Annotated in this window: 15 protein-coding genes; 10 read left to right on the top strand and 5 right to left on the bottom strand. The window is 71.3% G+C overall.

From position 1 onward, the window contains the following. The 5 genes from lptB to GWK16_RS04705 all read right to left on the bottom strand — a co-directional run bounded on the left by lptB (window position 1) and on the right by GWK16_RS04705 (window position 3783). On the bottom strand, window positions 1–753 hold the full coding sequence (gene lptB, locus GWK16_RS04725) for an LPS export ABC transporter ATP-binding protein (RefSeq protein ID WP_170052750.1): 753 nt from the start codon (window positions 751–753) through the stop codon (window positions 1–3). Beyond that, window positions 750–1724 (bottom strand): LptA/OstA family protein, encoded by a 975-nt coding sequence (locus tag GWK16_RS04720; protein ID WP_170052749.1) that lies wholly within the window; start codon window positions 1722–1724, stop codon window positions 750–752. Before GWK16_RS04720 ends, lptB begins: the two co-directional genes overlap by 4 nt. Continuing rightward, window positions 1721–2425, bottom strand: coding sequence for an LPS export ABC transporter periplasmic protein LptC (gene lptC / locus GWK16_RS04715; RefSeq protein WP_338144403.1), 705 nt, complete (start codon window positions 2423–2425; stop codon window positions 1721–1723). Before lptC ends, GWK16_RS04720 begins: the two co-directional genes overlap by 4 nt. Beyond that, entirely contained in the window at window positions 2422–3405 is a 984-nt protein-coding gene (locus tag GWK16_RS04710; protein WP_170052748.1) for a KpsF/GutQ family sugar-phosphate isomerase, read from the bottom strand. Before GWK16_RS04710 ends, lptC begins: the two co-directional genes overlap by 4 nt. Before the next feature lie 87 nt (window positions 3406–3492). Next, window positions 3493–3783: a hypothetical protein gene (locus GWK16_RS04705; protein ID WP_170052747.1), complete on the bottom strand. Its 291-nt coding sequence runs from the start codon at window positions 3781–3783 to the stop codon at window positions 3493–3495. A gap of 88 nt (window positions 3784–3871) precedes the next feature. Here GWK16_RS04705 and GWK16_RS04700 point away from each other — a divergent pair, with 88 nt between their 5' ends. The 10 genes from GWK16_RS04700 (at window position 3872) to GWK16_RS04660 (ending at window position 13389) form a co-directional block, all read left to right on the top strand. Then, window positions 3872–5908: a protein-disulfide reductase DsbD family protein gene (locus GWK16_RS04700; protein WP_170052746.1), complete on the top strand. Its 2037-nt coding sequence runs from the start codon at window positions 3872–3874 to the stop codon at window positions 5906–5908. A 45-nt stretch (window positions 5909–5953) separates the two neighbouring features. Continuing rightward, window positions 5954–6100 (top strand): hypothetical protein, encoded by a 147-nt coding sequence (locus GWK16_RS04695; protein ID WP_170052745.1) that lies wholly within the window; start codon window positions 5954–5956, stop codon window positions 6098–6100. A gap of 201 nt (window positions 6101–6301) precedes the next feature. Then, window positions 6302–7501, top strand: coding sequence for a hypothetical protein (locus GWK16_RS04690; RefSeq protein WP_170052744.1), 1200 nt, complete (start codon window positions 6302–6304; stop codon window positions 7499–7501). Between the two features lie 65 nt (window positions 7502–7566). Then, window positions 7567–7890, top strand: coding sequence for an ArsR/SmtB family transcription factor (locus tag GWK16_RS04685; RefSeq protein ID WP_170052743.1), 324 nt, complete (start codon window positions 7567–7569; stop codon window positions 7888–7890). A 210-nt stretch (window positions 7891–8100) separates the two neighbouring features. Continuing rightward, entirely contained in the window at window positions 8101–9009 is a 909-nt protein-coding gene (coxB, locus tag GWK16_RS04680) for a cytochrome c oxidase subunit II (RefSeq protein WP_170052742.1), read from the top strand. A gap of 22 nt (window positions 9010–9031) precedes the next feature. After that, window positions 9032–10627 (top strand): cytochrome c oxidase subunit I, encoded by a 1596-nt coding sequence (gene ctaD / locus GWK16_RS04675; protein WP_170052741.1) that lies wholly within the window; start codon window positions 9032–9034, stop codon window positions 10625–10627. Between the two features lie 25 nt (window positions 10628–10652). Beyond that, window positions 10653–11612, top strand: coding sequence for a heme o synthase (locus GWK16_RS04670; protein WP_170052740.1), 960 nt, complete (start codon window positions 10653–10655; stop codon window positions 11610–11612). Then, entirely contained in the window at window positions 11609–11737 is a 129-nt protein-coding gene (locus GWK16_RS25500; protein WP_277613540.1) for a hypothetical protein, read from the top strand. The genes GWK16_RS04670 and GWK16_RS25500 overlap by 4 nt, the downstream gene beginning before the upstream one ends. Before the next feature lie 39 nt (window positions 11738–11776). Then, window positions 11777–12382 (top strand): cytochrome c oxidase assembly protein, encoded by a 606-nt coding sequence (locus GWK16_RS04665; protein ID WP_170052739.1) that lies wholly within the window; start codon window positions 11777–11779, stop codon window positions 12380–12382. A gap of 149 nt (window positions 12383–12531) precedes the next feature. Next, window positions 12532–13389, top strand: coding sequence for a cytochrome c oxidase subunit 3 (locus GWK16_RS04660; RefSeq protein WP_170052738.1), 858 nt, complete (start codon window positions 12532–12534; stop codon window positions 13387–13389). Window positions 13390–13403 lie beyond the last annotated feature (14 nt).

Below are 13403 nucleotides of genomic sequence, written 5' to 3'. Positions count from 1 at the left end.
CTAGAGACTGAACCTTTCGCCGAGGTAGACCCGGCGCACGCCCTCATGCGCAACGATGTCGCGCGGGCTGCCCTCCATCAGCACCTGGCCATCGTGCAGGATGTAGGCGCGGTCGATGATCTCGAGCGTCTCGCGGACGTTGTGGTCGGTGATCAGCACGCCGATCCCGCGGTCCTTGAGGTGCTTCACCAGGTCGCGGATCTCGCCCACCGCGATGGGGTCGATGCCCGCGAGCGGTTCGTCGAGCAGGACGTAGGCGGGATGCGTCGCCAGCGCGCGGGCGATCTCGCAACGGCGCCGCTCGCCGCCCGACAGCGCCAGCGCGGGCGCGCGGCGCAGGTGGGAGATGCCGAACTCCGCCAGCAGCTCGTCGAGCATCTGCTCGCGCCGGTCGCGGATCGGCTCCACCACCTCGAGCGCGGCGCGGATGTTGTCCTCGACGTTCAAGCCACGGAAGATCGAGGCTTCCTGCGGCAGGTAGCCGAGGCCGAGCCGCGCGCGCCGGTACATCGGCAGCGTCGTGACGTCGTGCCCGTCCATGAGGACCTGGCCTTCGTCCGGCGTGACGAGTCCGGTGATCATGTAGAAGGTTGTCGTCTTGCCGGCGCCGTTGGGGCCGAGCAGGCCGACCGCTTCGCCCCGGCGCACCGAGATCGAGACGTTCCGCACCACCGGGCGCTTCTTGTACCGCTTGCCGAGGCCCTTCGCGACGAGCCAGCCGGACCCTTCGACCACGCGCAGCGCCTCGCTCATCGCGGCGTCTCCTGGCCTTGGGGGGCGGGTTGGATCACCGGCTGCTGACCTTGCTGTTGCTGCTGTTGCGGCTGTTGGCCCTGCTGCGGCACGACGAGGCCCTGCACCCGCGCGCCAGGGGCGGCGATCAGGCGGGAAACGCCGGTCTGCATGTTCACGATAGCTTCCTGACCGGTCAGCGTGTTGTCCCCCCGCACGATGCGCACATTGCCCAGCAGCCGCGCGAGCCCGGTCTGCGGGCTGTAGACGCCGCGGTCGCCGCGCACGACCTCTTCGGCGGTCCGGATCTCGACATTGCCGTAGGCCTCGACGCGCTCGAGGTTGGATCCCTGTCCGGGCGACTGGGTCCCGGAGGCCGCGGCCGGCTGCGGGCGCGGCGCGGCGGCCTGCTGCGTGCCGGGCGCGGCCCCTTCGGCGAAATAGGCGACGAGGGTGTCGGCGCGCACGCGCCTTCCGTCATTCGTCACCACCACGGCATTGCCGCGGGCGACGGCCATGCGGCGCTGCGACCAGTATTCGATGCTGTCGCGCGCGGTCAGCGTGTTGTCGGGGTTGGTGAGGCGCAGGTTCTGCCCCGTCAGCACCATCACCGACTGGTCCATGTCGTAGACGGCGCGGTCGCCCTCCGCGCGATCGGTCGCGGTGAAGATGACGACGTTGCCCTCCGCCTCGAGCCGCCAGATCTCGCCGCCGCCCGCCGGTCCTTCCGTGGGGGACCGCGACGCCTGCGGTTGCGCCTGCGCGCCGCCCCGCGGGCGATAGCGGGCGATGAGGCGATCGGATTCCACCGTCACGCCGCCGCGGACGGCGCGGGCCTCGCCGCGCGCGATCACCACCTGGTCGTTCTGGCGCCATTCGATGCCGTCGACGGCGGTGACCTCGACCGGGCCGCCCTGGCTGAGATCGATGTTCTGCGCGAGGGCCGTGCCGGTCAGCAGCGCCAGGCCGAGGCCGATGATGGGTGCCTTCACTGGCCGCCCTCCAGAATGGCGCGGGCGCGCCCCGTGAAGACCACGACCTGGCCACGGTCCGTCAGCCGGAAGCCTTCGCTGGTCAGGGTGCCGAAGGGCCCCTGCGCGGCGACCGGCCTGTCGCCCGAGGCCGAGCCCTCGTGAAGCTGGATCTCCGCCGCCTCCGTCACGAGCAGGTTGCCGCCGTCCTGCCACAGCGTGACGTCACCCGAGAGGTCCAGCAGGTTGCGCGCCTTGTCGAAGCGCCCCTCGCGGCTTTCGAGCAGCACCCAGCTTCCGTCGGTGAGCAGGATGTCGGCGCGGGGGCGGTTGAGATCGACGATATCCGGCGCATCGGTCTGCGCGGCGACCTCGGCGGTCACGGTGTAGGGACGGTTCTGCTCGTCGATGCCCTGGTAGCGCGGATCGATGACGCGCACGGCGTCCGGCGCGGTGCCGGCGACCCGGCGGAAGGACACGCGGGCGCGGTCCTCCATCCGGTCCAGTTCCGGCCACACCGCGATGCCGACCAGCAGGGCCACGCCCAGCAGCGGGAACAGGATCTTGGCGAGCCTGACGGCGATGCGGCGCCGTGCGATCTGCCCGGCCGAAGGCGCCCAGCGCTCGCGGGACGGCGGCAGGATGCGGCGCGACAGCCCGGGCGCCCCGCCGGCCCGCAGCGGGCGGGCCTGGGGCTCGCGGGGTTCTTCGCGCCGTGTCACGCGACACCGGCCCGCAGCAGGTCGTGGACGTGCAGGATTCCGACCGGCCGCCGCGCCTCGTCCACCACGAAGAGCGCGGTGATGGCGCGCGCGTTCATCTCGCGCAGGGCTTCGACTGCGAGGGTGTCCGGCGTCACGGTGCGCGGCGTGCGCATCATCACCTGCTCGGCCGTGCGGGTCAGCAGCGCGCTGCCACCCCCGGCTTCGAGGCAGCGGCGCAGGTCGCCGTCGGTGATGATGCCGAGCAGCGCCCCGTCGGCACCCTGGACGCCGAGGCAGCCGAAGCGCCGGGCGGTCATCGCCACGATCGCCTTGTCCATCGGCGTGCCGGGCGGGGCGAGGGGCAGTTCCTCGCCCACATGCATCAGGTCCTTCACGCGGGACAGCCGCGCGCCGAGCTTCCCGCCCGGGTGGAAGACGCGGAAATCGGCCGCCGTGAAGCCACGCCGCGTGAGCAGCGCCACCGCGATCGCGTCCCCGAGCGCGAGTTGCATCGTCGTCGAGGTGGTGGGCGCGAGGCCCATCGGGCAGGCCTCCGGCGCCTCGGGCAACACCAGCGCGACATCGGCGGTCCGGGCGAGGGTGCTGCCGGCACGGCCGGTGATGCCCACCAGCGGCAGGCCGAAGCGCTTGGCGTGGCCGACCAGGTCGGCGAGTTCCGGCGTCTCGCCCGAGTTCGACAGCGCGAGCACCGCATCGCCCGCGACGATCATGCCGAGGTCGCCATGGGAGGCTTCGGCCGGGTGGACGAACAGGGCCGGCGTGCCGGTGGAGGCGAGCGTCGCGGCGATCTTGCGCGCCACATGCCCCGACTTGCCCATGCCGGAGACGACGACGCGGCCGCTGGCGCCCGCGAGCAAGGTGCAGGCCTGGGCGAAGCGGTCGTCGAGCGACTCGCCAAGAGCGGCCAGCGCTTCCGATTCCAGGGTGAGGACTCGGCGGGCGGCCACGAGGTCGGGATGCAGGGACGGGGCGTTCACGTCGCCTGTATGGTGCCCGGACTCGGGCGGGTCAACCAAAGCCGCCGGCAGCGAACAAGAATCGTGCCAGAACAGGGGTCCGGTACCTCATCGCGGCGGCGGCGCGGCGCCGGGTGCGACCCAGACCCCGGCTGGCGGTCCCCAGGGCTGGGCCGGCTGAATCGTCGGATCGGGCGGGCAGGGCGGGCGCAGGGCGCTGCAGTCCCAGGCGAAACGGTCGGGCCGGCCGGTGAGCTGGCCTCCGCGCTCGAACCGGCAGGCGCAGAGGGTGCCGCCCATGCAGGCGACCTGGCCCTCCCGCGCCGGGCTGCACACGGGGGGCGGCTGCGCCGCGGCGGGCAGGGCGAGGGCGAGGCTCAGGAGGAGGCTGGCGCGCATGCCGCGCATGCTGACCGGCAAAGATTGCGGGTCCGTGCATGCCGCCCGCTCTTGCGATCCGTCGCCGGCCGGACCTTGTATGCGCGCGATGCTGAAGTCCCTTGCCGCACTGCTGATGCTGCTGCCCGCCGCCGCCCTGGGGGCGGAAAGCGCGCCGGTGCGTTCGGACCGCGCCGTGGCGGTGCTGATGGCCGACCAGGCGGCGGTGTCGCCCGGCGGGGAGGTCTCGATCGGCCTCCGGCTGCGCCTCGCCCCCGGCTGGCATACCTATTGGCGCAACGCAGGCGATGCGGGTGCCCCGCCGGAAGTCACGCTGACCCTGCCGGAGGGCGCCACGGTCGGCCCGATCGCCTGGCCGGCGCCGGAGCGCATCGAATACGGCCCGCTGGTCAATTTCGGCTACCACGATGAGGTGCTGCTGCCGATGCGGGTGCGCCTGCCGGCCTCGCTGCCGGTGGGCGGCAGCCTGCCGGTCGAGGCGCGCGCCACATGGCTGGTCTGCGAACAGGTCTGCATCCCCGAGGAAGGTGCCTTCCGGCTCGACATCCCGGTCGCGGCCGAGGCGCAGCCGGATCCCGCGACCGCACCGCTCTTCGCCGCGGCGGCCGAGGCCGTGCCGCGGCCCTCCCCGTGGCAGGCGCAGCTGGCGCTGGGGTCCGGCGGCGGCTCGCTGGTCCTCGAAGGCCCGGGCCTGTCGCGCGAGACGGTGCGCAGCGCTGTCTTCCTGCCGGCGCGGGAGGGGGTGCTCGACAACGTCGCGCCCCAGAGGATGGCGCTGGCGCCAGGCCGGCTCGACCTGGCGCTGACGCCCGTCGGGGGCGCGTCGGTCCCGGACTCGCTCGACGGCGTGCTGCTGGTGACCGATGGCGGCGGCCGACGCGTCGCCTATGAGGTCGCCGCGCCGGTCATGCCCTTCGTGGCCACCGCCATGCCGCTGTGGCAGGCGGCGCTGTTCGCCCTGCTGGGCGGGCTGATCCTGAACCTGATGCCCTGTGTCTTCCCCGTCCTCGCCATGAAGGCCATGGCACTGGCGCGGATGTCGGGGGAGGCGCGCGGCAAGGTCCGTGCCCATGCGCTGTCCTATGTGGCCGGCGTGCTTGTCGCCTTCGCCGCCCTGGGCGGGCTGATGCTGGGGCTCCGCGCGGGCGGGGCGGCGGCAGGCTGGGGCTTCCAGTTCACCGCGCCGGGCTTCGTCGCCGCCATGGCGTGGCTGATGCTCGGGGTCGGGCTGAACCTCGCCGGCGTGTTCGAGGCCGGCCGGACGGTGGGCGCCGGCGCCGGGATCGCCGCGCGGGGCGGCCATCTGGGCTCCTTTGCGACGGGTGGGCTGGCGGTGCTCGTGGCCACGCCCTGCACGGCGCCCTTCATGGCGGCCGCGCTCGGCGCGGCGCTCGCGATGGACGCGCCGTCGGCCATGGCGGTCTTCCTGGCCCTCGGGCTGGGGCTCGCGGCGCCGTACGGAGTCCTCGCGGTCTTCCCTGGTCTTGCCCGGCGGCTGCCGCGGCCAGGGCCCTGGATGGAGCGGCTGCGGCAGTTCCTCGCTTTCCCGATGTTCGCCGCGGCGATCTGGCTGGTCTGGGTCCTGGCGCAGCAGGGCGGGCCGGACGCGGTGCTGGCGGTGCTCGCCGGCGGGCTGCTGATCGCCTTCGGCGCCTGGGCGCTGGGCCAGGCGCAGCGGGCGGGCGGGTCGCGCCTCGCCCTCGCCGCCGCCGCCCTGGGCGTCATCGGCGCCCTGGCCTTGCTGCCGCGCATCGCCGCCACCCCGGCCGAGGCCGCCGCGCCCGGCCCAGGCGCCGAGGCCTGGAGCGCCGAGCGGGTCGCGGCGCTGCAGGCCGAGGGCCGCATGGTCTTCGTCAACGCCACCGCGGCCTGGTGCATCACCTGCCAGGTGAATGAGCGCGTCGCCCTGCGGGCCGAGGCGGTCCGCGCCGCCTTCGCCGCGCGCGGCATCGCCTATCTCAAGGCCGACTGGACGGCCGGCGATCCGGCGATCACGGCCCTGCTGCGCGCCCACGGGCGGGACGGGGTGCCGCTCTATCTCGTTTATCCGGCGGGCGGCGGCGCGCCGGACGTGCTGCCGCAGCTCCTCACCGAGGGCATCGTTCTCCGCGCCGTGGGCGGCTGAGGCGTGGATCCCGTCGCGAGGATCCTTGTCCAGGCGGCGCAATGGATGCGCCGTCCTCCATCCCGCACGCACCTGCTGATCATGGTCGTCGCCATCGGCGCCGCCCTGGCATTGGTGGCCGTGGAGCGGGTCGTCGGCTGGCCGGACTGGGCGCGGGCCGACCGCGCGTCGATCGCGCCCATGCCACGATAGCGGCGCTGATCCTGTCAGCATGCCTTGACGGCCCCCCGTCAATCCTTGGTAGGAGTGAGTGTCCGGCACCAAGACCGGCATCGGCGACCGACCCCCCGGGGGCGGGCGCCTGAGGATGGCTAGGCAGATCCTGCAGCACGCCGGCATTCCCTCCGGCGGGTGAACGAGGCCCCTCGGGGCCGCCGCGCGTCGAGGTGAGCCATGCCGAGTGCCGAGACTTCCCCGGACCCCAATTCTTCCGCCGCCTTTCTGCGTCTGGCCGGCCGGCGCGCCTGGACGTCGCGCCTCGCGGAGCTCGGACGTCGCGCCCAGTCGGGGCCGTTGTCGGGCCGCGCCGCGCAACAGCGCCATGCCGTCGAGTTCGTGCTGGCCCGGGTGGCCGAAGGCCGCGGCTCGGAGCGCCTCGGCCCCGCGGAGCGGCAGGTGCTTGCCTTCGCGCAGGATGCGGTGCGCCTCGCCCGGACCCTTCCGGAAGAACCGCGCGCCCGGCTGCGCGCCCTGATCCTCGAGGGCCTGACCGGCGAGCAGACGCTGATTCCGCTGTGCCACCTGCTCCGCACCGCGGCGCGCTACCGCGAGCGCGGCTTCAGCGTCGACTTCGCGGGCCTCGCCGAGGGCGCGCCGTTCGACCTGCGCATCTCCCGCGGCGGCGCCGTGGCCGAGGTCGTCTGCGAGACCGTCTCGGCCGAGGAAGGCCGTCCGGTCCATCGCGGCGACTGGTGTGCCCTGGTCGATCGGGTCCATCCGGGCCTGCAGACCTGGCTCGCTGCCCATCCCGGCCGCTACCTGCTCAAGATGACGCTGCCCGAGGGCCTGTCCGGGCCGGCCAAGGCGGCCGAGCTGCAGTCCCGGATCATGGCGTTGCTGGCGGATCGCCGCCGCCAGGATTCCAGCGCCGACGCCGTGCTGAAGCTCGATCCCCTCGTGCTCGCCGGCGCCCAGGCCGGGCCGGCGCTGCCCCAGCGCCTGCGCGAGCAGTTCGGCCCCGAGGCGCATCTCGCCGTCACGGCGGACAGCGCGGGCGGCTCGGTCTTCGTCATGGCGGCGCGGGCCGGGCGCGAGAACGCGGTGGCGGGCGCGGTGGTGACCCGGATGCGCCTGGCCGCCGAGTCGCGCCTGACCGGCAGTGCCCCGGGCATCCTTTCCGTCTTCGTGGACGACCTCGAGAAGGTGGAATGGCGTTCGTTGCGGGAGACGCTCGAACTCGAGGGCGCGGCCCGGCGCTTCCTGACCGAGGCGTCGGCACGCCCCGTGGTGGCGGCGGTCTGTGCGTCCCGCATGGAGATGTTCGGCTTCGTGCCGCCTGACGCGGCGCCGGAGGGGGAACTGCGCTTCCGCAATCCCTCCCATCCGGCGGCCAAGTCGCCGGCGCTGGCGCCGGCCGTCACGTCCTCCCCCTGACGGCCGGCTTGCCGCCGGCCTGCCGGCAGGCGAGGCTGGTCGCGGGAGGGCTCAGGACAATGGGCATGCGCGCCCGGGAGCGGGCCGGCGAGGACCTCGTGGTCGAACTGGCGGAGACCTTCCGCCTGATGAGCGACCCGACGCGCCTGAAGATCATCCTCGCCTGCCTCGACGCGCCTGCCGCGGTGGGGGAGATGGCGGAGGGCCTGGGCATCTCCGCCTCGCTGGCGTCCCATCACCTGCGACTGCTGCGCGCGGCCCGCCTGCTGCAGGCGGAGCGGCGCGGCCGCCAGGTCTTCTACGTCGTCGGCGACGAGCACATCCGGTCGATGCTCACCGACATGGTCGATCACGTCAGCGAAGAGGATTCGGCCGAGGCCGAGACCTGACTCCCCGGCATGGCCGATCGTTTCGCGGCCACAGCCATTGGCAGGAAGCGGGGCGTGCTCACTTGTGCGGTGCGGGGTGGGCCGACTATGGTCCGCGCGCGTCGTGCGCCCTTGGTGTGCGGCGTGCGCGTGGCCGCGCCGGTGGCACCGGCCTGGCCCGCGACGCAGGATGGTTCAAGTCGGCGTGGCCAGCACGCCCGGGGAATGGTGATGCGGTTGAGCGACGGTAAGCGCATCTGGGCCGTGATCGGCGGAATCGCCGCGGTGGTCCTGGCGATGGCGGCGGCGCCGGCGATGGCGCAGGGCATGGTGGGTGCGCCGCATGCCTGGGGCATGGGCCTGCAGGAAGCGGGCGGCCCGATCAAGGAAGCGATCCACCACTTCAACAATCTGGTGTTCGGCATCATCGTCGTCATCACGATCTTCGTGCTGGCGCTGCTGGTCTGGTGCGTGTGGCGCTATCGCGCCTCGGCGAACCCGAACCCGTCGACGACGAGCCACAACACGCTGCTCGAGGTCGCCTGGACCGTCGTTCCCGTGCTGATCCTGGTGGTGATCGCGATCCCGTCCTTCCGCCTGATCTACTACGAGGACCGGACGCCGAACGCGGACCTGACGATCTCGGTGCAGGGCCGCCAGTGGTACTGGAACTACACCTACCCCGATAACGGCAACTTCAACTTCGACAGCTATCCGCTGGCCGAGGATCAGCTCCCGCCGGAGCGTCGCCACCTGTTCCGCCTCGCGGTCGACAACGAGCTGGTGATCCCCGTGGGCGCCAATATCCGCGTGATCACGACCGGCCGCGACGTGATCCATTCCTTCTTCGTCCCGGCGCTCGGCGTGCAGCGCTACTCGATCCCGGGCCGTGCGCTCGAGACGTGGATGCGTGCGGACCGCGAGGGCGTCTTCTACGGCCAGTGCAACCAGATCTGTGGAACCAACCACTGGTTCATGCCGATCGCGGTGCGCGCGGTGAGCCGCGAGGACTTCGACAAGTGGGTCGCCGAGGCGCGCACGCGCTTCGCCAGCGCGGACGGCACCGAGGCGCCGGCGATCGCCGCCGCCCCGGCCCCTGCCCAGACCGAGACCCTGCAGATCGCGGAGGCGCGCCGCTAAGGCGCGACCCGGAGGAAGAACGATGGCGACCGCAACCGACGCGCATCACGACGACCACCACGACCACACGCCCGGCTTCGTGGCGCGGTGGCTCTTCTCGACCAACCACAAGGACATCGGGACGCTCTACATCATCTTCGCGCTCTTCGCGGGGGTGATCGGCGTCGGGCTGTCGGTGCTGATGCGCATGGAGCTGCAGCAGCCCGGTCTGCAGTTCTTCGCGAACGGCCAGATGTGGAACACCTTCGTGTCGGCCCACGGCCTGATCATGGTGTTCTTCGTCGTCATGCCGGCGCTGATCGGCGGGTTCGGCAACTGGTTCGTGCCGATCATGATCGGCGCGCCGGACATGGCCTTCCCGCGCATGAACAACATCTCGTTCTGGCTGCTGGTGCCGGCCTTCCTGCTGCTCGGCGCCTCGCTGTTCGTGGGCGAGGGCCCGGGCGCCGGCTGGACGATCTATCCGCCGCTGTCGGACAGCACCTACCACCCCTCGATGTCGATGGACCTGGCGCTGTTCTCGCTGCACCTCGCGGGCGCGTCCTCGCTGCTTGGCGCGGCGAACTTCATCACCACCATCCTGAACATGCGCGCACCGGGCATGACCCTGCACAAGATGCCGCTGTTCGTGTGGTCGATGCTGGTCACCGCCTTCCTGCTGCTGCTGGCGGTTCCGGTGCTCGCCGGCGCGATCACCATGCTGATCACCGACCGCAACTTCGGCACGGCCTTCTTCCGCCCCGAGGGCGGCGGCGACCCGGTGCTGTTCCAGCATCTGTTCTGGTTCTTCGGCCACCCCGAAGTCTACATCATGATCCTGCCGGGCTTCGGCATCATCAGCCACGTGGTGTCGACCTTCAGCCGCAAGCCGGTGTTCGGCTACCTCGGCATGGCCTACGCCATGGTCGCGATCGGCTTCGTCGGCTTCATCGTGTGGGCGCACCACATGTTCCAGTCGGGCATCGACGTGGACACGCGCGCCTACTTCATGGCCGCGACGATGGTCATCGCCGTGCCGACGGGCATCAAGATCTTCTCCTGGATCGCCACGATGTGGGGCGGGTCGATCGACCTGCGGACGCCGATGCTCTTCGCGATCGGCTTCATCTTTCTGTTCACCGTGGGCGGCGTGACCGGCGTGGTGCTGGCTAATGCCCCGCTGACGCAGATCCTGCACAACACCTACTACGTGGTGGCGCACTTCCACTACGTGCTCAGCCTCGGCGCCGTCTTCGCGATCTATTCCGGCTTCTACTACTGGATCGGCAAGATGAGCGGGAAGCAGTACCCCGAGTTCTGGGGCAAGGTGCACTTCTGGATGACCTTCATCGGCGTGAACCTGACCTTCTTCCCGATGCACTTCTCGGGCAACCAGGGCATGCCGCGCCGCTACCCGGACTATCCGGAGGCGCTGTGGGGCTGGAACATGCTGGCCTCGATCGGGGCCTACATCTCGGCCGCCTCGCTGCTGCTCTTCATCTACGTGGTGTGGCTGACCTTCCGTTCCGGCGAGAAGGCCGCGGCCAACCCGTGGGGCGAGGGTGCGACGACGCTCGAGTGGCAGGTCTCCTCGCCCCCGCCCTTCCACACCTTCGACGAACTGCCCCGCGTCCGGTAATGGACGCGGCCTGAACGGAGCGGCCATGAGCGAGACCGCCATGGAACCGGGACAGGGGGGCGCTGCCCCCCTTCCTGCTTCCTACGACATGTCGGAAGTCAGCGACTGGGTCGCGCTGCTGAAGCCGCGCGTGATGTCGCTCGTGGTCTTCTCGGGCCTGGTCGGGCTGCTGGTGGCGCCGGGCGCGCTGTCCATGCACCCGGTCATGGCGGTGAGCGCCATCCTGTGCATCGCCGTGGCCTCGGGTGCGGCCGGTGCCATCAACATGTGGTACGATCGCGACATCGATGCGGTCATGCGCCGCACGGCGAAGCGTCCCATTCCGGACGGCCGCATCGCCCCCGGGGCGGCGCTCAGCTTCGGCGTGCTGCTCGCGGTCGGATCCGTCACCGTCATGTGGATGGTGACGAACACCGTGGCGGCCGTCGTGCTGGCGGGGTCCATCGCCTTCTACGTCTTCGTCTACACCATGTGGCTCAAGCGCCGGACGCCGCAGAACATCGTCATCGGCGGCGCCGCGGGCGCCTTCCCGCCGGTGATCGGCTGGGCCGCGGTGACCGGCGACGTGACGCTGGTGCCGCTGCTCCTCTTCGCCATCATCTTCGTCTGGACGCCGCCGCATTTCTGGTCGCTGTCGCTCTGGGCGCATGACGACTACGCCCGTGCCGGCGTGCCGATGCTGCCGGTCACCGCGGGCGCCAGGGAAACCCGCCGCCAGATCCTGATCTACACGGTGCTGCTCGCCCCCCTGAGCCTCGCCCCGTGGCTGGTCGGCTTTTCGAGCATCGCCTATGCCGCGGTGGCGGCCGTTCTCGGCGTGATGTTCCTTCGCCATGCCGTGGCCGTGCTGCGGGACCCGCAGGATGGGTCCGGGCGCAGCCTGACCCGCGACGCCCCCGCGCGGGCCTGCTTCCGCTTCTCGCTGTCGTACCTGTTCATCCTGTTCGCGGCCCTGGCCGTCGACCGGCTGGTGTTCGGCGCATGACGCCCGAGGAACGCGCCCTGTTCGAGAAGCGGCGGCGGGGGCGCAACATCGCCATCATGCTCGCCCTGCTGGCGCTGACGGTCATCTTCTACTTCGTCGGCATGTCCCGGATCCTGCGCGGCTGACGCTTGCGCCGGCCGCTCCGAAGGACCATTGAAGGCGCGATGGATCGCGACGACCTCTCCCGCAAGAACCGCCGCACCGCCCTCATGGCCTTCGGGACCGTGGGCGGCATGGTCGGGCTCTCCTTCGCAGCGGTGCCGCTCTACAACCTGTTCTGCCGGGTGACGGGCTACAACGGTACCGTCCAACGCGGACAGGAGGCCCCTGGGGCGACCGACCGGACCATCACCGTCCGCTTCGCGGCGACGACCCATCCGAACCTGCCCTGGCGCTTTCAGCCCGAGCAACCCGCGATGACGGTGCGCCTCGGCGAGGAAGGACTCGCCTTCTACACGGCGGCCAACCGGGCCGCGACGCCGGTGACCGGCATCTCGGTCTACAACGTGACGCCCGAGAAGGTCGGCCGCTACTTCCACAAGGTCGCCTGCTTCTGCTTCGACGAGCAGACGCTCGAGCCCAACCAGCGCGTCGACATGCCGGTATCCTTCTGGGTCGATCCGAAGATCGCCGAGGATCCGAACACCCGCGACATCACCACCATCACGCTGCACTACACCTTCTTCCGCACCATCGAGGATGCGCAACGCGCCGGTGCGGTGGCCAGCGCCGGGCCGCATGTCGGCCGGGCCGGTTCGCGCACGAACTGACCCTGCGGCCAACCGGCCGCGCCCTGCACAAAACCTGCCCGTCATGACGCTGCCGGGCTTGATCCTCCCGGCCTTTTCGGGATTGATGCGGCGCGATGCGCACCGGTGGCCCCGGCCGTTGGCGCGCGACCCGGAGTCCAGGATACCCGATGGCCAGCACCCCTTCCGCCGACGCGGCGCACGGCAACGGCGCACCCCATTACAAGCACCCCTACCACCTGGTGGATCCGTCGCCGTGGCCGTTGGTCGGGTCCTTCAGCGGCGGCGCGCTCGTCCTCGGCATCGTGCTGTGGGCCCATAACGGCATCCACTGGGTGTTCGGGCTCGGCGTGCTCGGCGTGCTGTCGACGATGTTCTTCTGGTGGCGCGACGTGGTGCGGGAATCACGCACCCCGGGCCTCCATACGCCAGTCGTTCAGCTCGGCCTGCGCTACGGCATGACGCTGTTCATCGCCTCCGAGGTGATGTTCTTCGTCGCGTTCTTCTGGGCCTGGTTCCACTTCGCGCTGTATCCCGAGCACGTGTCGGGTTCCGCGGTGCCGCATGTGTGGCCGCCGCACGGCGTCATGACCTTCGACCCGTGGGGCCTGCCCTTCCTCAACACCATGATCCTGCTGCTGTCGGGCACCACGGTGACCTGGGCGCACGCCGCGATCCTGAAGAACGACCGCAAGGCGTCGATCCAGGCGCTGACGATCACCGTGGCGCTGGGCCTGATGTTCACGTCGCTGCAGGCCTGGGAATACTCGATGGCGCCCTTCGCCTTCTCGGGCGGCGTCTATCCCTCGGTGTTCTTCCTCGCCACCGGCTTCCACGGCTTCCACGTGATGGTCGGCACGACCTTCCTGCTGGTCTGCCTGTTCCGCGCCATCAAGGGCCACTTCACGCCGGAGCGGCATTTCGGCTTCGAGGCGGCGGCCTGGTACTGGCACTTCGTCGACGTGGTGTGGCTGTTCCTCTTCGTCTGCATCTACTGGCTCGGCGCCGGCGAGATCGCGCACCACTGACCGCCCCGGGCGGG

The sequence above is a fragment of the Neoroseomonas marina genome (genome assembly GCF_012927745.1).
In the GTDB taxonomy this organism is placed as follows: Bacteria; Pseudomonadota; Alphaproteobacteria; order Acetobacterales; family Acetobacteraceae; genus Neoroseomonas; species Neoroseomonas marina.
The sequence above is the reverse complement of the archived record's forward strand: the minus strand, read 5'-3'. Positions and strand labels throughout refer to the sequence as shown.

Excerpts from the sequence above, each read along its gene's own strand:
- lptB (WP_170052750.1), bottom strand. The coding sequence starts at position 753 with ATGAGCGAGGCGCTGCGCGTGGTCGAAGGGTCCGGCTGGCTCGTCGCG.
- GWK16_RS04705 (WP_170052747.1), bottom strand. The coding sequence starts at position 3,783 with ATGCGCGCCAGCCTCCTCCTGAGCCTCGCCCTCGCCCTGCCCGCCGCG.
- GWK16_RS04700 (WP_170052746.1), top strand. The coding sequence starts at position 3,872 with ATGCTGAAGTCCCTTGCCGCACTGCTGATGCTGCTGCCCGCCGCCGCC.
- GWK16_RS04695 (WP_170052745.1), top strand. The coding sequence starts at position 5,954 with ATGCGCCGTCCTCCATCCCGCACGCACCTGCTGATCATGGTCGTCGCC.
- GWK16_RS04690 (WP_170052744.1), top strand. The coding sequence starts at position 6,302 with ATGCCGAGTGCCGAGACTTCCCCGGACCCCAATTCTTCCGCCGCCTTT.
- GWK16_RS04685 (WP_170052743.1), top strand. The coding sequence starts at position 7,567 with ATGCGCGCCCGGGAGCGGGCCGGCGAGGACCTCGTGGTCGAACTGGCG.
- coxB (WP_170052742.1), top strand. The coding sequence starts at position 8,101 with ATGCGGTTGAGCGACGGTAAGCGCATCTGGGCCGTGATCGGCGGAATC.
- ctaD (WP_170052741.1), top strand. The coding sequence starts at position 9,032 with ATGGCGACCGCAACCGACGCGCATCACGACGACCACCACGACCACACG.
- GWK16_RS04670 (WP_170052740.1), top strand. The coding sequence starts at position 10,653 with ATGAGCGAGACCGCCATGGAACCGGGACAGGGGGGCGCTGCCCCCCTT.
- GWK16_RS25500 (WP_277613540.1), top strand. The coding sequence starts at position 11,609 with ATGACGCCCGAGGAACGCGCCCTGTTCGAGAAGCGGCGGCGGGGGCGC.
- GWK16_RS04665 (WP_170052739.1), top strand. The coding sequence starts at position 11,777 with ATGGATCGCGACGACCTCTCCCGCAAGAACCGCCGCACCGCCCTCATG.
- GWK16_RS04660 (WP_170052738.1), top strand. The coding sequence starts at position 12,532 with ATGGCCAGCACCCCTTCCGCCGACGCGGCGCACGGCAACGGCGCACCC.